This window comes from Planctomonas sp. JC2975 (assembly GCF_012985205.1).
Taxonomy (GTDB): domain Bacteria; phylum Actinomycetota; class Actinomycetes; order Actinomycetales; family Microbacteriaceae; genus Humibacter.
This window is the reverse complement of sequence record NZ_JABEKS010000001.1, coordinates 1,132,178-1,150,067: the sequence shown is the minus strand read 5'-3', so window position 1 is coordinate 1,150,067 and position 17,890 is coordinate 1,132,178. Positions and strand designations below refer to the sequence as shown.

Sequence of the window (17,890 nt, the reverse complement as noted above, 5' to 3'; positions counted from 1 at the left end):
GGCACCGACCGCGTCGGGGCCTCAGGAGCCCGAGGAAGTGGCCTGCGACGACCCCGACGAGTCGCCAGAGGTGACCGGAGAGGTTCCGGCGGATGACGAGCTGCTGCCCGTGCTCGATGAGCTGCCCGAAGACGGAGTGACCGATGGTGTGCTCGACGGCGTCGAGGTCGCAGACGGCGTCGAGGTCGACGTCGTGTCCTTCGACGAGCTCGAAGTCGACGTCGAGCTCGTCTTATGCGATCCGGTGGTGCTGTTCGTGGAGGCCTCGGCCGTGTTGTGCCACAGCAGCGCTCCGGCGATCACGGCGATGGCGGCGCTCCCGCTGCCGATCACGGCCGTGACGGCGCGGGCGAGACGGGTCCCGCGGTTCCTGGCGTTCATCGGTGCTCCTTCCGAGAGGGTGCGTCTGCGCTCCACTCTCGGCGGCCGATCTTCCAACTTTCTTATTCGGGCTGGAAGCAGTCAGCGAGGAGCCTATGTCGTTCCTATGAGGGGCAGTCGCACGACCACCTCGGCGCCGCCGGCCGTCGACCGGTCGATGCCGACCGTGCCGCCGTGCCGGGCGGCCACCTCGGCGACGAGAGCCAGACCGAGACCGTAGTGGCGCGATCCGTCTTCGGGGGCAGAAGTGCTGGTGCGCGTTCCGGCGAATCGGTCGAAGGCGTGTTCCTGCAGGTCTGCCGGGAAGCCGGGGCCGTCGTCGCCGACGCGGATGACGGCATCCGCACCGCTCGCCGTGACATCGACGGTGATCGCGCCTCGGGCGTGGTCGAGCGCGTTCGCGACGATCGCGACCATGAGCCGGGACAGCGCAGTACGGGCGCCAGAGACCACCACGGCGGATTCCGCTCCGGCCCTGGTGATCGTGATGCCGCGGTCGGCGGCCTCCGCTCGAGCGCTTGCGACGACATCGTCCGCGAGCGCGGTGAGGTCGACGTCGGCATTCTCCGCAACCGCCCGAGGATCCGCCGCGATGAGCAGGTCGTCGAGGATCTCGGTCAGCGACTTGGCGTCCTGGACGACCTCGTCGACGCCGGTGGCCAGCGCATCGGATCCGTCCGTCGGTAGGCGTCGCCTGAGCATCTGCGCCCGCGTGCTGAGCAAGGTGAGGGGCGTGCGGAGCTCGTGCGAGGCATCCATCACGAAGCGCCGCTGAAGGGCGAGCGCTTGAGCCATCGGTCGCATCGCCCTCCTGGCCATCCACGCCGCCGCGAAGCCTGCAGCGATCACGGCGACGAGACCGGCAGCCCCGAACGCAATGGCCAGCCGCTGCAACTCCTCTTGGCTCTCCCGCTTGTCGACGGCGACCTGCACGACCCTGCCGGTGTCGCTGTCGGTGCGCACGGCGTACTGACGGCCGTCGAACGACCCCGTCGTCTCGACGGCCTGTCCGGTGCGCTGCACCTGGGCGATCGCGCCCTGGTCGGGGAAGCCGTCCGGCGCGTTAGGCGACACCTGCGTTCCGTCGCCCTGGACGATCGCGATGTACGTGCCGGGCGCGGCATCCCTGGGGGAGTCGACATGCTCGGCGTCGATGAGCGACTGCCTGATGGACTCGTTCTGGCTGGCGATCACCACGATGAACACCACCCCGCCCACCACCACGATGAGCGCGACCATGAGCGCGGCGAAGCGCAGTGCCAGCCGACGAGATGCTCGGCGCAGCTCGGTCGCCTCCGCACTGCTGCCGCGTCCGGCGCTGCTCACGTCGCACGCCCCAGTCCGTAACCGATGCCGCGAACCGTGAGGATGCACCCTCGTCCGAGCTTCTTGCGCACGTAGTGCACGTACGTGTCGACCACCCCGGTCTCGTCGGCGTCGGCGAACACGATGGCGAGCAGATCGTCGCGGGTGAAGATCTGCTGCGGACGTCTGGCCAGCAGCGCCAGCAGGTCGCCCTCGCGCTCAGACAGCACCACGACGGCACCGGAGTCCGTCGTCACCTCTCGTCGATCCGGATCGAATCGGCCCCCCGGGATCCTGAGCACGGGCACGCTCGGATTCAGCCGCCGCCGCAGCACGCGAAGCCGCGCCAGCAGCTCGTCGATGTCGAACGGCTTGGCGAGGTAGTCCTCCGCGCCGCGGTCGAGCCCCTCGACACGGTCGGCGGGGTTGCCGAGCGCGGACAGCACCAGGGTGGGTGTCACCACGCCGCTCGAGCGGAGCCGACCGAGCACGTCGAGGCCGTCCATGACAGGAAGTCCCCGGTCGAACAGCATGACGTCGAACTCTCGGGTGAGGCCCTCGTGCAGAGCGCGCTGCCCGTCGTGCGCGAGCGCGACGTCGTAGCCCTCGGCCGTCAGAAGCTCAGCGAGCATCGATGCGAGTCTCCTGTCGTCTTCGACGACGAGGATCCGCGGTGCGTCCGCCTGCATCATGCTCGCAGTATAGGAAGCCGTACGCTCCAATAAAGTGCTGAGAACCTCGCCGTACCCTCGCGTCTGGCCGCCGTCCGCGGCCACGGAACGGAGGGTGCATGTCGGGCACGAAGTCGGCGAGCGGTACCGCACGCGGAGCAGATGGTGGCGCAGCACGGATACTGACGCGGCTGGGCATCGATTGGCCGCTCGGCACCCGGCAGCCGTCGTGGTGGCGGTTCCTGATCGCTACCGCGGTCGCCATCGGCGGCTCGCTCCTCGCATGCCGCCTGCTGGTGGTCGCCGGCGAATCCGTCTTCCCGTCCACCGTGGGATACGGCCATTTCGCGTTCGCCGACTACGCGAAGCTCACGGTCGTCGGCGTGCTCCTTGCGTGCCTCGCGTGGCCCGTCGTGACGCTCGTAGCCGGCCATGCTGCACGGCTGTTCTTCTGGCTCACGGTCATCGTCACCGTCGTGTCGTTCGCGCCCGACGTGTGGGTCTGGCACCTCGGCCAGGCGGCGGACGGCGTTTTCGTGCTGGCCGTGATGCACGTCGCCGTCGCGGTGGTCACGTATCCCGCCCTTGTGCTGATCGCACCGCAGCGCGATTCGCGTGCACGGGTGCAAGAGGCCTGATTCTGCGTCCATGCCCGGCGCATCCCGCCTCAGTGCGCCGGATGCGGATGCAGCCGTCGGTACCGTCGCGCCACGAGAGCCACCGTGATCCCGCCGGCGACGATGGAAACAGCCGAGCCCAGCAGCACCGCGAGCACTCCCTCGTCGCGCACCTCGGCGCTGGAACGAAACGCGAGTTCGTTCATGAGCAGCGACACCGTGAACCCGATGCCGCCGAGGGATGCCACCACCAGGGCGCCCGACAGGCTGAGCGACGGCCCTCGATCGCGTCCGAGCTTGCCGCCGAGCCAGCCGCCGATCGAGATGCCGACGAACTTGCCGACGGGCAGCGCGACGAGGATCCCCCAGAACGACGCGGACAACTCGGAGAGCGGCACGTTGGGGATGGTGACCAGCGCCGCCGAGAACGCGAAGAGCGGCAGGACGATGCCGTTCGACCATGGCTCCAGCACGTGCGTGACCCGCCTGGCCGGTTCGCGAGACATGACGAGTCCCAACGCGACGCCGGCGATCGTCGGATGCACGCCGGAGTCGTGCACAAGCGCCCAGGAGAGGAGGGCGACGAGCACCATGAGAACGGCGATGGGTGCGCGCATCCTGCCGTGCAGCATTCGGCTGAGAAGTCCGAAGGCGGCGACGGCGAGGGCCGCGAGGCCCAGGTCGATCAGGTTCGGGCTCGATGTGAAGAGCACGGCGATGATGATGATCGCGATCAGATCGTCGAGCACGGCGAGCGCGAGCAGGAAGACCCTGATGCGCCGCGGCAGCCCGCGTCCGAACACGGCGAGCACGCCGAGCGCGAAAGCGATATCGGTCGCCGTCGGCACGGGCCAGCCGGATTCGTAGCCGCTTCCCGCGGTGAACGCGATGTACACGAGCGCCGGAGCGATCACACCGCAGACCGCGGCGATCGCCGGGTGCAGAGCCTTCTGCCACGAGCTCAGCTCACCGACCGTGAGCTCGTGGCGCAGCTCGACGGCGACAATGAAGAAGAAGACGGCGAGAAGTCCGTCGCTGATCCAGTGCGAGATGCTCAGCTCGAGTCCTGAGGAAGACACACCGACCGGGATCTCCATCAGATGCTGCAGGGCGGGCCCCACCGCGGTGTTCGCGAGCACGAGCCCGAGTGCGGCGGCGCCCAGCAGGATGCCGGCAGCCGCCCGTTCGGACCGGATCAGGCCCATGCGCGCACCCCTCGTCGCGACCGCGGATGAGACAGGCCGCTCGTCACGAGCGGCGGCAGCCGCGGGCCGACCAGACTTCCCGGCACACCAGCAGCGAGTCTATCGGGCCGCTCGAGTCAGACCGCTGCGCGGTCGAGCGGTGTCACGAGACAGATCACGTGTCCGTCGGGATCGTGCAGCACGGCCTGCCGCTCGCCCCACGGTTCGTCATCCGGGCCGTGCACGATCTCCGCTCCGGCAGTCACCGCAGCTGTCGTGGCCTGGTCGACGTCGTCGACCGTGAACGTGGCCGCGATCCCGTGGTCGCCCGGGGTCGGCTGCCGCCTGTGCAACATGACCTCTACGCCGTCGGCGTCGAGCGTCGCCACCTCGTCGTTCGACCACGCAACGGAGAGCCCGAGGGCGCCGGCGTACACGCCGAGCGATCGTTCGAGGTCCGACACCGACACGACGATCCGACGCACGCTGGTCACCCCGCAAGCCTAGGGGGTATCGGCACAGCGCAATCGCGGCGATGACGGAACAGACGCCCATGACACGATGAGATCCGACGACGGGAGGCGCGATGATCGATCACGCGAGTGGCGACGACCGGAACGAGCGCGAAGCCGGGGGCGGCGGGTCGCGACTCGACCTGTTCGCGGATGCCATGGCATCCGTCCTCGACAAATGCGTCTGGTCGCAGACGATGACCCACGAGACGCTCGTGCCGTACCTGATCGAGGAGTCGTACGAGCTGGTCGAGGCGATCGAGGCCGGCACCACCGACGAGATCATCGAGGAGCTCGGCGACGTGCTGTGGCAGGTGGCGTTCCACTCGGAGATCGCATCGCGCACGGCAGGCGAGCGCTTCGACATTCAGGATGTCGCGCAGCGCGTCACCGAGAAGATGGTGCGCCGTCATCCGCACGTCTTCGGCGACGAGGTCGCGGAGACGCCGGAGGAGGTCCTTCGGCTCTGGACGGCGGCGAAGGCCGCCGAGAAGACCATGCGTCGCAGCGTGCTCGACGGCATTCCTCGTTCGATGCCGGCCCTGGCGCTCGCGGACAAGGTGCTGGGCCGTGCTGGGCGGCTCGGCGTGGTCCCGCGGTCGCTGGCCGCACCCGAGCTCGCTGAGCGAACGCAGCGCTCCCAACTCCCAGAGCGAGCTGAGGCGGTCGAAGGGCCGTCGGTTCCGAGTGACGAACGCGGCCTCGGTGACCTGCTGCTGTCGATCGTTGCGTCGGCCCGTGAGCGGGGCTTGGACGCCGAGCGCGCGCTGCGCATCGCGATACGTGGGCTCGAGGACGAGGTCAGGGCTGCAGAGCAGTCCTCGTCCGGTCACGACTGAGGCACGGCACTCGTCGCGCTCGGCCGAGCACCGCACTCTGATCACTGTGCGGCCGCGGTCTCCGTTGGAGTCGTGGACGTGCCGACCTGCAGTGAACGCCGCGTTGGCATGAGCAGCACGGCGGCGAACAGCGCGACGCCGATCACGGCGATCGCGAGGAACACGAGGTGTGTCGCCACCTGGAGCTGCGGGCCGTGCGGGGCGCCATCAGGCCCGACCGTCGCGTTCGCGTTCACGATCGCGCCGAACACGGCGACCCCGACCGCCGAGCCGATCGAACGGGCGAACATGTTCGTTCCGGTCACGAGCCCGCGCTCCTGCCAGTCGACCGAGCTCTGCGCGCCGATCAACGTCGGCACGGCCGTGAGACCCATGCCCGCGCCGATCACGAAGCAGAACAGTGCGACCAGCCAGACGCTCGTGCCTGCGCCGAGCGTGGTGAGCAGTACGGTGCCCACGACGACGATCGCCGAACCGATCACGGCTGTCCAGCGGAATCCGATCCGCAGGTAGAAGCGCCCGGCGATGGATGCCGTCAACGGCCAGCCGACGGTCAGGGCCGCCACCGCGAATCCGGCGATCAGGGCGCTCGTACCGAGCACGTCCTGCGCGTAGATCGGCACGTAGGTCGTGAGCCCGAGAACGACGGCGCCGATGATGAGCGAGGCGAGCGTGGAGCTCCAGATGATGCGCCGCTTCAGCACACCGAGCGGCAGGATCGGATGCTCCGCCCTCAACTCCACGAACACGAACGCCACCAGCGCAGCGGCTCCGACCGCGAAGATGGCGATCGACGCTGCGGAGTTCCACGCCCACGCCGTCCCGCCCTCGAGCAGCCCGAGGATGACGAGCGCCGTACCGACCGTGAGCAGGATTGCCCCCGGATAGTCGATGCGCGGGCGGCTGCGCTCGCGCCCGGTCCCGTCGTCGAGCCGGCGCTTCTCGTCGAACTTGCGCCACAGCATCCACGCGGCGAGCAGCGACAGCGGGATGTTGATGAAGAAGATCCACCGCCAGCTGACGAACTCGCTGAAGACGCCGCCGAGCGTCGGACCGACGACCGCGGAGATGCCCCAGACGCTGGCCAGGTAGCCCTGGGTCTTGGCGCGCTCCTGCAGCGTGTAGATGTCGCTGGCGATCGTCATGCTCATCGGCAGCACGGCACCCGCGCCGAGGCCCTGGATGACGCGCGACGCGATGAGCACGGGCATCGACCAGGCGAAGCCGGCGAGGATCGAGCCGACGAGGAAGAGACCGATGCCGATCAGCATGAGGTGCTTGCGCCCGAAGAAGTCGGCGAGTCGGCCGTAGATCGGCACCGAGACCGCCTGGGCCAGCACGTAGATCGAGAACAGCCAGGGGATCTGCGCGAAGTTTCCGAGCTCGCGCGCGATCGATGTCGAGGCCGTCGCGATGATGGTCGAGTCGAGGGCGACGAGCGCCGTGGCGAGCATGAGGGAGAGGAGGATGGGACCGCGCTCCGAACGAAGCCCGACGCTGCGGCGCGAAATCGTGTTCTCTGACATCGCTGGATGCAATCCGGACCCGGTCTCCGCTATTCCCGAGGGACGACGATTCTCACGCCGGAACCCGACGACGCACCGCCTCGACCGGATCCAGCGGCTCCCGCCCGAGCAGCGCGGCCAGCATGCGGTGCGGGGTGCCCGTCCATCCGTTCCGGAAGTCGGCGTACAGGCCCTGAAGACCCTCGACGAGGTCGTCGCCGAGTCCTTGTTCGCGCAGGTATCGGTCGTACGCGTCCGGCTCGACCCGTCGGTACCGGATGTCGCGGCCCTCCAGCTCCGATGCCAGCGCCGCCAGTTGGGTCCAGTCCAGGCTGCGCGCGGCCGACAGCTCGTAGCACTGCCCGTCGTGACCGTTCTGCGACAGCACGACGGCTGTCGCCTCGATCAGATCGGATGCCGCCGCCGCGGCGCATCGAGCGTCCGCAGCCGGCGCGACGAGTTCGCCGTCCCGCCGTGCCCAGCTCACGTCCCGCGCGAGTGCGTCGGGGATGCCCACGCCGAGCCTGAGGATGGTCCAGGAGCCGCTGCGCTTGCGGAGCGCGCCCTCGGAGACGGCGAAGTCCGCCACGAGCGGCGACGTCGTCTTCTCCGGATCCGGCCAGCTGGTGAGCACGACGCGACCGACGCCCGCACGGTCGGCCGCATCGATGGCGGCCGCGACGCGCCGTGCACGGGTCGCCGGTGGAACGCCGAAGAACGTGGCGTTGATCAGTACCGTGTCGGCGCCCGCGAAGGCGCTCGCCGCCGTGTCCGGTTCGTCGAAATCCACGTGCTGCACGCGGATTCCGCGTCCGCTCAGTACGGCTGCACGCGAGGGGTCGCGCGTCGCGGCGACGAGACCGCTGACGGGGATCCGCTCCGCCAGTGCCTCCACGACTCCACGGCCGAAGGGCGCGGTGGATCCGGTGATCACGATCGTCATGATTCCTCCTATGCTGGAAACGATGCTGAAACGGGGCGAATGCCCCGGTTAAAGATACGGGGCGAGCGCCCCGTTTACAAGGAGGTCGTCATCGGTACCGCGAAACCCGTCGATGAGAGGCCGCTCCGCGCGGACGCCAAGCGCAACCGCGAGCGTGTGCTGCAGGCCGCGAAGGAGGCCTTCGCGGCCTACGGCGCCGACGTTCCGCTCGACACGATCGCGGCCAGCGCCGGCGTCGGTGCCGGCACTGTGCACAGGCACTTCTCGACGAAAGAAGCCCTGATCACGGCCGTGGTCGCCGACCGTCTCGACGGCCTGGCAGATCGTGCGGAGCGGTGCGCGGCATCCGACGATCCTGGCGAGACGTTCTACGCGTTCGTGGCCGATCTGACCCTCGAGGCGGCACACAACCTCGTGCTCACATCGGCACTCGGCGGTGCGGCGCTCGGCGATGACGGAGCGCGCGCCGGCGCGAGGCTGTCGACGGCGCTCGGCGAGCTGCTCGAACGGGGGAAGGCATCCGGTGAGGTGCGGGCCGATCTCACGGTCGCCGACCTGCACGCGCTCCTCGCGGGCGTGATCGAGGCCCAGCGACGCCTTCCCTCCGATCGCGCCGGGTTCGCGCTCGAGATCGCAGTCGACGGACTCCGTCCGCGTCCGTGAGGCGCCTTCACCGCTGAACGGAGGGTATGGGCCGGGTGCCCGGGAGCTGTCCGCAGAACACGCGCGATGCATCCGGGACGGGCGCGCCCGGGGGAGTGGCACTCCTTCTGCCCTGGAAGAATGGAGGAATGGCTCAAACGGTGAATCCGCCCCGCGGCATGCGCGACTTCCTCCCCGCCGACAAGGCACGCCGCGAGCACGCGTTGGGCGTCATCCGCTCCAGCTACGCGGCTCAGGGCTTCGACGAGATCGAGACGCCCGTCATGGAGGATGCCTCGCGCCTGCACTCCGGGCTCGGCGGCGACAACGAGAAGCTCGCGTTCGGCATCCTGCGCCGCGGCCTCAGCGCGGATGCCGTGGCCGAGTTCGCGGCAGCCGGCGACCTGGAAGGACTCACGGATCTCGGTCTGCGGTTCGATCTGACGGTCCCGCTCGCGCGCTTTTACGCCACCCACCGTGCGGCATTGCCCGCTGTCTTCAAGGCGATCCAGATCGCACCGGTGTGGCGCGCGGAGCGCCCGCAGAAGGGTCGCTACCGGCAGTTCGTGCAGTGCGACATCGACATCATCGGCGAGCCGGGAATGGTGGCCGAGATCGAGCTCATCACCTCGACGATCGCCGCCCTGGAGGCGCTCGGACTCACCGGGTGCACGATCCGCATCAACCACCGCGCCATCCTGCGCGGCCTGATCGCGTCGTGGGGTGTCGCCGACGCCCACTACGAGCGGGCCATGATCACGATCGACAAAGAAGACAAGATCGGCGTCGAGGGCGTCGTCGCCGAGCTCGTGGACCTCGGCCTCGTCGACGAGGCCGACAGCGCAGCGGTCGCCGAAAGCCTGTCGGGCTTTCCCGACGACGGCTGGAACCTCGACAGGGGAGTGGTGCCACCGCCTGCCTGGCTCGACATGGATGCCTACGCAGGCCTCCACGGGATCCGTGACGCCGTCGCCGCCGTGGCCCCTGGCACCCCGCTGGTGTTCTCGCACAACCTGGTGCGCGGGATGGGGTACTACACGGGTGCGATCTTCGAGATCCAGCACCCGGAATTCGGATACTCCCTCGGCGGAGGCGGCCGCTACGACGGCATGATCGGCCGCTTCCTCGGCACGGATGTTCCTGCAGTGGGCTTCTCTCTCGGCTTCGAGCGCATCGTCGACCTCGTCGACGTTCCGGAGGAGCAGGCGGCCGACGCGGTGGTGCTGGTCTACGACCGCGACGTCGAGCCGACGACCCTCTTCCGCCTGAAGGCAGCACTCGTTGACTCTGGCGCACGGGTGAGGGTCGAGAAGCGCGTGAAGAACCTGAAACCGCTGCTGGAGCGCCTCGCGGAGGCGGGCTACACCCGGTTCGCTCCCGTGGCCGCCGGCGTCACCGACGTCTCGACGCTGCAGTTCCGCGACCTGAACTGACGGTGTCGGTGGAGCCCGCCGAGCGAGCGCGACGAGCCGAAGTGCGCCGCGTCGGATAGGCGCTCCTGCTAACCGCGCAACACCGCCAGCGTCCGAGTCACGCGCTCGAACAGCTCGCGGTCGACGTTCACGCCGTTGTCCCGCAGAGCGAGCACGGCGGCGCCGACGGCGCCGTCGGCGACCTTGCGGATCTCGGTGACACCGGCGAGTCCGTCGACGGGAAGCCCCAGGGTGCCGAGCACGCCGCCGCCGCACACCACGGGACCGCGCACGTCGGCGGAGTCGATCGAGGCGAGGGTCGTGCGCAGGCCGGCACGCGCATCCGCGATGATCGCGGCAGCGAGCGGATCGTCGCCCGCCGCGAAGACGAGCGGGGCGAAGCGCGCGAGCTCGATGGGCCTCAGTGCGTACACCTCGTCGACGAGGTGCTTGAGCGACTCGACGCGTCCGTCCTCAGGGTCGAGAATGCGCAGATCCAGCGGGATGCCGAGCATGTCGAGCAGCAACGGCGTGAGTGCCGTCGTCTGGCCGCGATCGTCGAGGTGGTCGGAGACGGCGCGCACGACGCGGCGTCCGATCCAGAATCCGGATCCATCGTCCCCGAGCAGCCAGCCGAGGCCGTCCGCGGCTCGATTGGGACGTCCGTCCACGACGCGGATGGCGGCAGCACCTGTGCCGGCGACGATCGCGTATCCGAAGGCCTCCCAGGCGCCGGAGCAGAACGTCGCGAGCAGGTCGGACTCGAATCTGACGGTGCCCGACACGCCGATCGCGGCGAGCGGGCCGCCAATCCATTCGCTCGAGACGTGTGCCCGCGAGCCGGCCATGGCGAGCACCGGAGTGCTGTCGATGGCATCGGCTCCCGCGGCGTGCATCGCGAGCGTCACGGCAGAGGCCACCTCGCGGGCGGCGTGTTCCGTGCCTGATGAGATCGGATTTCCGGACCCGGCTCGGCCGTAGCCGAGGCATTCGCCGCTCGTCGTCAGCACGATGGCGCGAGTCGAGGTACCGCCGGCGTCGACGGCGAGGAGATTTCCCATTGGTTGCTTTTCGATTTCGGGTCTTGATCCTGGAGCGAACAGTCCTGATAATACTTTTCAACCATCCCCCGAAGAAGTGAGACGGATTTTCACGTGAACGCAGCACCCGAACTGACGAGCGACCAGGGCAGCGCCCAGGCCGTTGTCACAGGCCCGGGAGTAGGCATGCGCATTCAGTCTCGACTGCCGCAGATGTCGCAGGCAATGGCGAAAATCGCCGCACTCCTGCTCGAGTCCCCTGATGCCCCGCTGCGACTGTCCATCACCGAACTCGCCGAGACGGCCGGCACATCGCCCGCCACGGTCACGCGGTTCTGCCGCACCATCGGCTTCTCCGGATACGTCCCACTGCGCGTCGCTGTGGCCTCCGACGTGGGACGCGAGCGCGCTCGCGAGACCTGGAGCGAAGACATCGGCCGTGCCTTCGGACCGGACGACTCGCCCACCGAGGTCATGAGCACCCTGCTGACCGCGCACACGCGGTCGCTGCACGAGACCGCTGACCTCATCGACCTCGTGCGTCTCGAGCGCATCGCGACCCGGGTCGCCACGTGCCACCACGTCGATCTCTACGGCATCGGCGGCAGCGCCATCATGGCCGAGGAGATGCAGTCCCGGCTGTACCGCATCGGCATCAACTCGCACGTCTGGCCTGAGGTGCACACCGGGCTCACGAGCGCGTCGCTGCAGGACGAGCACTGCGTCGCGATCGGCATCTCGAACACGGGTCGCACCGAGGAGACCATCCAGATGCTCGAGCGCGCCAAGTCCACCGGCGCCCTGACCGTCGCGGTCACGAACTCTCCCGACTCGCCGCTGGCGCAGCTGGCCCACGAGCACATCGTGACGCTCGCGCACGAGCAGTTCCTGCAGCCGGACGACCTGTCGGCCAAGCACTCCCAGCTGTTCGTGCTCGACCTGCTCTACCTGCTCGTCGCGCAGCAGAACTTCGGGCGCACGACGACGACGCTGGCAGCATCCGCCCTCGCCGTCCTGCCACATCGTCGCGCCGACCGCGCCCGACGTCTTCCAGGACGGGAGTCGGGCCGGAGCAGCTTCGCGGCTTCCGACCGATCCACAACGCACGACCACGACAAGGAGCACGCATGACCCGCCTCTACGACGACTTCCGGCAGGAGGCCGCGACGCGCATCGACGCGTTGACGGCCGAGGCGGATGCCGGCGCCCTCGACCCTGCCATCGACATCCTCGTCGAGGCGGTCACTGCCGGGGGTGTGCTCCAGGCGTTCGGCACCGGGCACTCGGAGGCGTTCGCGATGGAGATCGCGGGACGGGCCGGTGGGCTCATCCCGACGAACCGGATCGCCCTGCGCGACGTCGTGCTGCGCGGATCCCGAACGGCCGACATCCTCGGCGGAAGCGGCCTGGAGCGCGACCCGTCGGTCGTCGATGAGCTCTTCGAGCTCTCACCCGTCGGCGAGAACGACGTCTTCCTCATCGCGTCGAACTCGGGTGTCAACGGATCCATCGTCGGCATGGCGCTCAAGGCCAAGGAGACCGGTCACAAGGTGATCGCGGTGACCAGCCTCGAGCACACGAACGCGGTCGAGCCGAAGCATCCGAGCGGCTTGAGACTGCGCGATGTTGCGGATGTCGTGATCGACAACAAGGCGCCGTACGGCGACGCAACGCTGGAGGTGTCAGGGGATGTGAAGGTCGGGGCGATCTCGTCCATCACCGCCGCATTCATCGCCCAGCTGCTGACCATCGCGGTCGCCGAACGCCTCGCCCAGACGGGAGCCACCCCGCCCGTCTACATCTCGGCGAACATCCCGGGCGGGGACGAGCACAACCAGGCATTGGAGGATCTCTATCGAGACCGGATCACCCGGACCGCCTGACGGCCCGACCGTCCGGTCGCCCGACGCACCACCCATCACCTAAGAGAAACAAACGAAAGGCAGCATTCGAATCATGACCACAGAGAACAGAGGACTCGACCGGCGGACGTTCATCCGCGGTGCGTTCGCTGCGGCGGTCGCCGTCCCGATCACGGTGAGCCTCGCGTCGTGCTCCAGCGGCGGTGGCACCACCAGCAGTGGCACGAAGTCGTCCACCAACCCGTTCGGCATCGCCGACAGCTCGAAGATCGAAGCGGTGATCTTCAACGGCGGCTACGGCTACGACTACGTGACCTTCGCCGCGAAGCTGGTCGACAAGAAGTGGAAGACGACGTCCACGGTCACGCCTCAGACGAACATCGCGCAGTCCCTGCAGCCGCGATTCGTCGGTGGCAACCCACCGGACCTCATCGACAACTCGGGTGCCAACCAGATCGGGTTCAACACCATTCTGAAGAGCCTCGAGACCCTCGACGACGTGTTCGACGCGAACAACTACGAGGGCAAGAAGATCTCCGACACGTTGTACCCGAACGTCAAGGTCCCCGGCACGTTCAGCAACAAGTTCGTCGCGATGAACTATGTGATGACCGTGTACGCGGTCTGGTACTCCGCCAGCCTGTTCGAGCAGAACAGCTGGACCCCGCCCAAGACCTGGGACGAAGCACTCGACCTGGGTGCCAAGGCCAAGGCTGCGGGCAAGTACCTGTTCGTCTGGGGCAAGGAAGCCGCGACGTACTACCTCACGTTGGCGCTCGACTCGGCCATCAAGGAGGGTGGCGAGGACGTGCTGAACTCGGTCAACAACCTGGAGAAGAACGCCTGGTCGCAGAAGCCGATCCAGGATGTCTTCAACAAGCTCGCCGAGATCGTCCAGGCCGGCTACTTCATCCCCGGTGGCGCCGGAACGCAGTTCACGGCGGCGCAGGCCAAGTGGAGCAACGACCAGCAGGCGATCCTCTACCCCTCGGGCGGTTGGATCGAGAACGAGATGAAGAACGCCACGAAGTCGGGCTTCAAGATGACCGGTGCTCCAGAGCCGACCGTCACCAGCAGCTCGAAGATGCCTTACGAGGCGCTTCGCGCGGCTGCCGGCGAGCCGTACATCGTGCCTTCCCAGGGCAAGAACGTCGCGGGTGGCAAGGAGATCATGCGCGCCATGCTCTCCAAGGATTCCGCGACGAACTTCTCGAAGACGCGCCTCGCGCCGACCATCGTCAAGGGCCTTGTGCCCTCCGACGGATTCGGTTCGACGGCGCTCGTGTCGCAGACGACCATGCTCGACAAGGCCGGGCAGAACATCTTCGACTGGGAGTTCTCCAGCCTGTACGGCCTCAACACCGACCAGCTCGTGATCTGGAACGCGTTCCTCTCCGGGCAGGCCGATGTCGCGGCGCTCACCACTCAGATGCAGGCGATCTCCGATAAGGCCGCGGCATCCAAGTGACCCAAGCAACCAGCACCACGACGTCGGGAGGGCGGGTCTCCCCGCCCTCCCGGCGCCGCCGCGCCCGGAAGTTGACCTTCGACAAGGTCAGCTTCATGGCCGTGTTCCTGATTCTTCCCCTGGTGATCTTCCTGGTCTTCGTGATCTGGCCGTTCATCCAGGCGATCTACTACTCGCTCACCGACTGGGGCGGGTTCTCCCCGACGATGAACTTCATCGGGTTCCAGAACTTCGTGAACCTCGCGCAAGACTCGACGTTCATGCAGGCCGTGCTCAACTGCATCCTGCTGGGCGTCGTCGTTCCCCTCGTGACGATCGTCGTCGCGCTGGTCATCGCGAGCGTCGTCACCGTCGCCGGGCCGAGCAAGGGCCAGATCCGCGGCGTCAGGGCCTCCGGGTTCTACCGCACGGTCTCGTTCTTCCCGTACTGCATCCCGGCCATCGTCGTCGGCCTGATCTGGGCGGAGGTGTACGACCCGAGCGCAGGACTGTTGAACGGATTCCTCACGGCCATCGGCCTGAAGAACTTCGAGAACTTCGCCTGGCTGGGCGAGGTGGCAACGGCCATGCCCGCCTCCATGTGGGTCATCATCTGGGGTTTCATCGGTTTCTACACGGTGCTCTTCGTCGCGGCCATCAAGAGCGTTCCCGCCGAGATCTACGAGGCGGTCCGCCTCGATGGCGCGGGTCGTTTCCGCACCGCGATCTCGATCACGGTGCCTTCCATCCGCGACAACATCCAGACCGCGTACATCTACCTGGGGATCGCGGCCCTCGACTCCTTCGTCTACATGTCCGCGCTGTTCCCGAACGCGGGCGGACCCAAGAACACGACGCTCGTGATCAGCCAGGATCTGTTCAACACTGCCTTCCGCAAGGGCCAGTTCGGCTACGCGACGGCGATGGGCGTCGTGCTCGCCGTGATCACGCTGATCTTCGCTGCGATCGTCTTCACGGTCGGCCGCCTGAGCAAGGGTAGAGAGGAGGGCCGGTCATGACCGCCACAGCAAGCATCGTCACCTCGAAGAAGGGTGCGCTGAAGCCGGGATCCAACAAGCAGAAGCTGTCGGCCGGCGACAAGGCAGTCGGCACGGCCTCGCATGTGCTCCTGATCGCGTGGTCGCTCGTCGTCGCCATCCCGCTTCTCTGGGTGTTCATGTCGTCGTTCAAGACGACGAAGCAGATTCTCGACAACCCGTTCTCGCTTCCTGCCAAGCTCGACTTCACGAACTACGTCAATGCGTGGAACGGATCGGGCATCGGCAGCTACTTCGTGAACACGTTGATCGTGGTCGGCTTCGCGCTCGTGATCGTCATGATCCTCGGCGCCATGTGCGCGTACGTGCTGGCCAGGTTCAAGTTCTTCGGAGCGCGGGCCATCTACTGGCTCATGCTCGCAGGACTCACCTTCCCGCCGTTCCTGGCGATCGTTCCGCTGTTCAAGATCCTGCAGGGGATCGGACTGCTGAACACGCTGCCCGGCCTGATCCTCACTTACGTGGCGTTCGCGCTGCCGTTCACGGTGTTCTTCCTGTATTCCTTCTTCCAGGGTCTCCCCGACGAGATCTACGAGGCGGCGCAGGTGGACGGTGCGAGCGAGTGGCGCACGTTCTTCCAGGTGATGCTGCCGATGGCCACTCCCGGCATGGCGGCGGTAGCGATCTTCAACTTCCTCGGCCTGTGGAACCAGTTCCTCCTGCCGGTGGCGTTGAACTCGGATCAGAGCAACTACGTGCTCACCCAGGGCATGGCGCAGTTCGCATCGCAAGCCGGATACTCGGTCGACTTCGGTGCGCTCTATGCAGCAGTCGTCATCACCGTCATCCCGGTGCTCATCGTCTACATCTTCTTCCAGCGCCAGCTCCAGGGCTCGGTGTCGCAGGGAACGATGAAGTAGTCGAGGAATCCCACTCCGAGGGATGGAAGGCGGCCGTCATCGACGGCCGCCTTCTGCGTGCGCCGGGCGGAGATAAGTCAGCGTCGCGGCGGCGGCCAGAAATGGCCTCCGTTCCTAGCTCGAGCGCGCAGTGATTGGCGTGATGCGACTCGTCGTGCTTTCGGGCGCTGATGGCGGGGGTGACTGGCGGCCGAGACGGCCGCCAGCGCTGGCGTCGCGGCGGAGGCCAGAAATGGCCTCCGCTCCTAGCTCCAGCGCGCAGATAGACTTGCCGGCGGACACTCGTCCCTCCCCATCAAGACTTTTCTAAGGAGACCGTTGTGGCTTTGATCGAGGCTGTAGGCGCTCGCGAGATTCTGGATTCCCGCGGCAACCCGACCGTCGAGGTCGAGGTTCTCCTCGAAGACGGCACCGTGTCGCGCGCTGCAGTGCCGTCCGGCGCATCCACCGGAGCCTTCGAGGCCTACGAGCTGCGCGACGGCGACAAGTCCCGCTACAGCGGCAAGGGCGTCGAGAAGGCCGTCGACGCCGTGCTCGACGAACTCGGCCCGGCGATCGAGGGCTTCGAGGCATCCGACCAGCGTGGTGTGGACGCCGCCCTCATCGAGGTCGACGGCACAGAGAACAAGAGCCGCGTCGGCGCCAACGCCATCCTGGGCGTCAGCCTCGCCGTCGCCCGTGCCGCAGCCGACGCCGCCGACCTTCCGCTGTTCCGTTACGTGGGCGGCCCGAACGCTCACGTGCTTCCCGTGCCGCTGTTCAACGTGATCAACGGTGGCGAGCACGCCGACAACGGCATCGACATGCAGGAGTTCTTCCTCGCACCGATCGGCGCCTCCACTTTCCGCGAGGCGCTGCGCTGGGGTGCCGAGACCTACCACGTGCTCAAGTCGGAGCTGAAGGCCGCCGGCTTCAGCACCGGTCTCGGCGACGAAGGCGGATTCGCACCCGACCTGCCCAGCAACCGCGAGGGTCTCGACTTCCTGGTCAAGGCGATCGAGAAGGCCGGCTTCACTCCTGGCACCGACATCGCTCTCGGACTGGATGCCGCAGCCACCGAGTTCTTCGAGAACGGCGTCTACACGCTCGACAAGAAGCAGTGGACGGCGCCCGAGCTCATCGACTACTACGCGGATCTCGTCGACGCCTACCCGATCGTCACGATCGAGGACGGTCTGGCCGAGGACGACTGGGAGAACTGGGAGCTCCTCACTGAGAAGCTCGGCTCGAAGATCCAGCTCGTCGGTGACGACCTGTTCGTCACCAACCCGAAGCGTCTGGCGCGTGGCATCGAGCTCGGTGTCGCGAACTCGCTGCTCGTCAAGGTGAACCAGATCGGCACGCTGAGCGAGACGCTCGACGCGGTCGAAATGGCGCACCGTGCGGGTTACACCGCGATGTTCTCGCACCGTTCAGGTGAGACCGAGGACACCACTATCGCCGACCTCGTGGTCGCCACGAACTCCGGCCAGATCAAGAGCGGCGCCCCCGCCCGCAGCGAGCGCGTCGCCAAGTACAACCAGCTCCTTCGCATCGAGGAAGAGCTCGACACGGCTGCGACCTTCGCCGGCCGCAGCGCGTTCCCGCGCTTCACGGCGTAGCGCACGAGCAT

General features: G+C 67.5%; 18 protein-coding genes. 10 read left to right on the top strand and 8 right to left on the bottom strand.

Annotated features, from left to right (window positions below; translation table 11 throughout):
- Window positions 1–21 precede the first annotated feature (21 nt).
- The 3 genes from HII28_RS05340 to HII28_RS05330 all read right to left on the bottom strand — a co-directional run bounded on the left by HII28_RS05340 (window position 22) and on the right by HII28_RS05330 (window position 2,378).
- Complete coding sequence (locus tag HII28_RS05340) at window positions 22–381, bottom strand: hypothetical protein (protein ID WP_170024455.1); 360 nt, start codon at window positions 379–381, stop codon at window positions 22–24.
- A gap of 93 nt (window positions 382–474) precedes the next feature.
- A complete protein-coding gene (locus tag HII28_RS20635) occupies window positions 475–1,707 on the bottom strand; it encodes a HAMP domain-containing sensor histidine kinase (RefSeq protein ID WP_170024454.1) in 1,233 nt (410 codons plus the stop codon).
- Complete coding sequence (locus tag HII28_RS05330) at window positions 1,704–2,378, bottom strand: response regulator transcription factor (protein ID WP_346769196.1); 675 nt, start codon at window positions 2,376–2,378, stop codon at window positions 1,704–1,706. The genes HII28_RS20635 and HII28_RS05330 overlap by 4 nt, the downstream gene beginning before the upstream one ends.
- Window positions 2,379–2,476: 98 nt before the next feature.
- On the opposite strand from HII28_RS05330, the gene HII28_RS05325 reads away from it, so the two are divergent.
- Window positions 2,477–2,995, top strand: coding sequence for a DUF6069 family protein (locus HII28_RS05325; RefSeq protein ID WP_170024453.1), 519 nt, complete (start codon window positions 2,477–2,479; stop codon window positions 2,993–2,995).
- A 29-nt stretch (window positions 2,996–3,024) separates the two neighbouring features.
- Here HII28_RS05325 and nhaA read toward each other — a convergent pair whose 3' ends face one another.
- Complete coding sequence (gene nhaA, locus HII28_RS05320; protein ID WP_170024452.1) at window positions 3,025–4,179, bottom strand: Na+/H+ antiporter NhaA; 1,155 nt, start codon at window positions 4,177–4,179, stop codon at window positions 3,025–3,027.
- 116 nt (window positions 4,180–4,295) lie between these two features.
- Entirely contained in the window at window positions 4,296–4,652 is a 357-nt protein-coding gene (locus tag HII28_RS05315; protein WP_205864571.1) for a VOC family protein, read from the bottom strand.
- Window positions 4,653–4,828: 176 nt separating this feature from the next.
- Between HII28_RS05315 and HII28_RS05310 the strand changes: the two genes are divergently transcribed.
- Window positions 4,829–5,509, top strand: a complete 681-nt coding sequence (locus HII28_RS05310) for a MazG family protein (protein WP_240977558.1) — start codon at window positions 4,829–4,831, stop codon at window positions 5,507–5,509.
- A gap of 41 nt (window positions 5,510–5,550) precedes the next feature.
- Here HII28_RS05310 and HII28_RS05305 read toward each other — a convergent pair whose 3' ends face one another.
- Both HII28_RS05305 and HII28_RS05300 read right to left on the bottom strand, forming a co-directional pair.
- Window positions 5,551–7,035: an MDR family MFS transporter gene (locus HII28_RS05305; RefSeq protein WP_170024450.1), complete on the bottom strand. Its 1,485-nt coding sequence runs from the start codon at window positions 7,033–7,035 to the stop codon at window positions 5,551–5,553.
- Between the two features lie 52 nt (window positions 7,036–7,087).
- Complete coding sequence (locus HII28_RS05300; protein ID WP_170024449.1) at window positions 7,088–7,957, bottom strand: NAD(P)H-binding protein; 870 nt, start codon at window positions 7,955–7,957, stop codon at window positions 7,088–7,090.
- Between the two features lie 39 nt (window positions 7,958–7,996).
- On the opposite strand from HII28_RS05300, the gene HII28_RS05295 reads away from it, so the two are divergent.
- Window positions 7,997–8,620, top strand: a complete 624-nt coding sequence (locus tag HII28_RS05295) for a TetR/AcrR family transcriptional regulator (protein WP_170024448.1) — start codon at window positions 7,997–7,999, stop codon at window positions 8,618–8,620.
- Between the two features lie 128 nt (window positions 8,621–8,748).
- Entirely contained in the window at window positions 8,749–10,032 is a 1,284-nt protein-coding gene (locus HII28_RS05290) for an ATP phosphoribosyltransferase regulatory subunit (RefSeq protein WP_170024447.1), read from the top strand.
- 68 nt (window positions 10,033–10,100) lie between these two features.
- Here HII28_RS05290 and HII28_RS05285 read toward each other — a convergent pair whose 3' ends face one another.
- On the bottom strand, window positions 10,101–11,072 hold the full coding sequence (locus HII28_RS05285) for a BadF/BadG/BcrA/BcrD ATPase family protein (protein ID WP_170024446.1): 972 nt from the start codon (window positions 11,070–11,072) through the stop codon (window positions 10,101–10,103).
- 93 nt (window positions 11,073–11,165) lie between these two features.
- On the opposite strand from HII28_RS05285, the gene HII28_RS05280 reads away from it, so the two are divergent.
- From HII28_RS05280 to eno, 6 genes are all read left to right on the top strand, one after another.
- Window positions 11,166–12,182 carry a MurR/RpiR family transcriptional regulator gene (locus HII28_RS05280; protein ID WP_346769195.1) on the top strand — a complete coding sequence of 339 codons (1,017 nt, stop codon included), beginning with the start codon at window positions 11,166–11,168 and terminating at the stop codon, window positions 12,180–12,182.
- Window positions 12,179–12,934, top strand: coding sequence for an SIS domain-containing protein (locus HII28_RS05275; RefSeq protein ID WP_170024445.1), 756 nt, complete (start codon window positions 12,179–12,181; stop codon window positions 12,932–12,934). The genes HII28_RS05280 and HII28_RS05275 overlap by 4 nt, the downstream gene beginning before the upstream one ends.
- Before the next feature lie 73 nt (window positions 12,935–13,007).
- Window positions 13,008–14,381 (top strand): N-acetylglucosamine/diacetylchitobiose ABC transporter substrate-binding protein, encoded by a 1,374-nt coding sequence (ngcE, locus tag HII28_RS05270; protein ID WP_170024444.1) that lies wholly within the window; start codon window positions 13,008–13,010, stop codon window positions 14,379–14,381.
- Between the two features lie 95 nt (window positions 14,382–14,476).
- Entirely contained in the window at window positions 14,477–15,379 is a 903-nt protein-coding gene (locus HII28_RS05265) for a sugar ABC transporter permease (protein WP_170024443.1), read from the top strand.
- Window positions 15,376–16,278, top strand: a complete 903-nt coding sequence (locus HII28_RS05260; RefSeq protein WP_170024442.1) for a carbohydrate ABC transporter permease — start codon at window positions 15,376–15,378, stop codon at window positions 16,276–16,278. The genes HII28_RS05265 and HII28_RS05260 overlap by 4 nt, the downstream gene beginning before the upstream one ends.
- 320 nt (window positions 16,279–16,598) lie before the next feature.
- Complete coding sequence (gene eno / locus HII28_RS05255; RefSeq protein ID WP_170024441.1) at window positions 16,599–17,879, top strand: phosphopyruvate hydratase; 1,281 nt, start codon at window positions 16,599–16,601, stop codon at window positions 17,877–17,879.
- Window positions 17,880–17,890: the final 11 nt, after the last annotated feature.

Bases quoted from the DNA above. Each gene is read 5' to 3' on its own strand.
- HII28_RS05285 (WP_170024446.1), bottom strand. From the start codon at position 11,072: ATGGGAAATCTCCTCGCCGTCGACGCCGGCGGTACCTCGACTCGCGCC.
- HII28_RS05325 (WP_170024453.1), top strand. From the start codon at position 2,477: ATGTCGGGCACGAAGTCGGCGAGCGGTACCGCACGCGGAGCAGATGGT.
- HII28_RS05305 (WP_170024450.1), bottom strand. From the start codon at position 7,035: ATGTCAGAGAACACGATTTCGCGCCGCAGCGTCGGGCTTCGTTCGGAG.
- HII28_RS05275 (WP_170024445.1), top strand. From the start codon at position 12,179: ATGACCCGCCTCTACGACGACTTCCGGCAGGAGGCCGCGACGCGCATC.
- nhaA (WP_170024452.1), bottom strand. From the start codon at position 4,179: ATGGGCCTGATCCGGTCCGAACGGGCGGCTGCCGGCATCCTGCTGGGC.
- HII28_RS05265 (WP_170024443.1), top strand. From the start codon at position 14,477: ATGGCCGTGTTCCTGATTCTTCCCCTGGTGATCTTCCTGGTCTTCGTG.
- HII28_RS05340 (WP_170024455.1), bottom strand. From the start codon at position 381: ATGAACGCCAGGAACCGCGGGACCCGTCTCGCCCGCGCCGTCACGGCC.
- HII28_RS05290 (WP_170024447.1), top strand. From the start codon at position 8,749: ATGGCTCAAACGGTGAATCCGCCCCGCGGCATGCGCGACTTCCTCCCC.
- HII28_RS05310 (WP_240977558.1), top strand. From the start codon at position 4,829: ATGGCATCCGTCCTCGACAAATGCGTCTGGTCGCAGACGATGACCCAC.
- HII28_RS05260 (WP_170024442.1), top strand. From the start codon at position 15,376: ATGACCGCCACAGCAAGCATCGTCACCTCGAAGAAGGGTGCGCTGAAG.
- ngcE (WP_170024444.1), top strand. From the start codon at position 13,008: ATGACCACAGAGAACAGAGGACTCGACCGGCGGACGTTCATCCGCGGT.
- HII28_RS05300 (WP_170024449.1), bottom strand. From the start codon at position 7,957: ATGACGATCGTGATCACCGGATCCACCGCGCCCTTCGGCCGTGGAGTC.
- HII28_RS05295 (WP_170024448.1), top strand. From the start codon at position 7,997: ATGCCCCGGTTAAAGATACGGGGCGAGCGCCCCGTTTACAAGGAGGTC.
- HII28_RS05330 (WP_346769196.1), bottom strand. From the start codon at position 2,378: ATGATGCAGGCGGACGCACCGCGGATCCTCGTCGTCGAAGACGACAGG.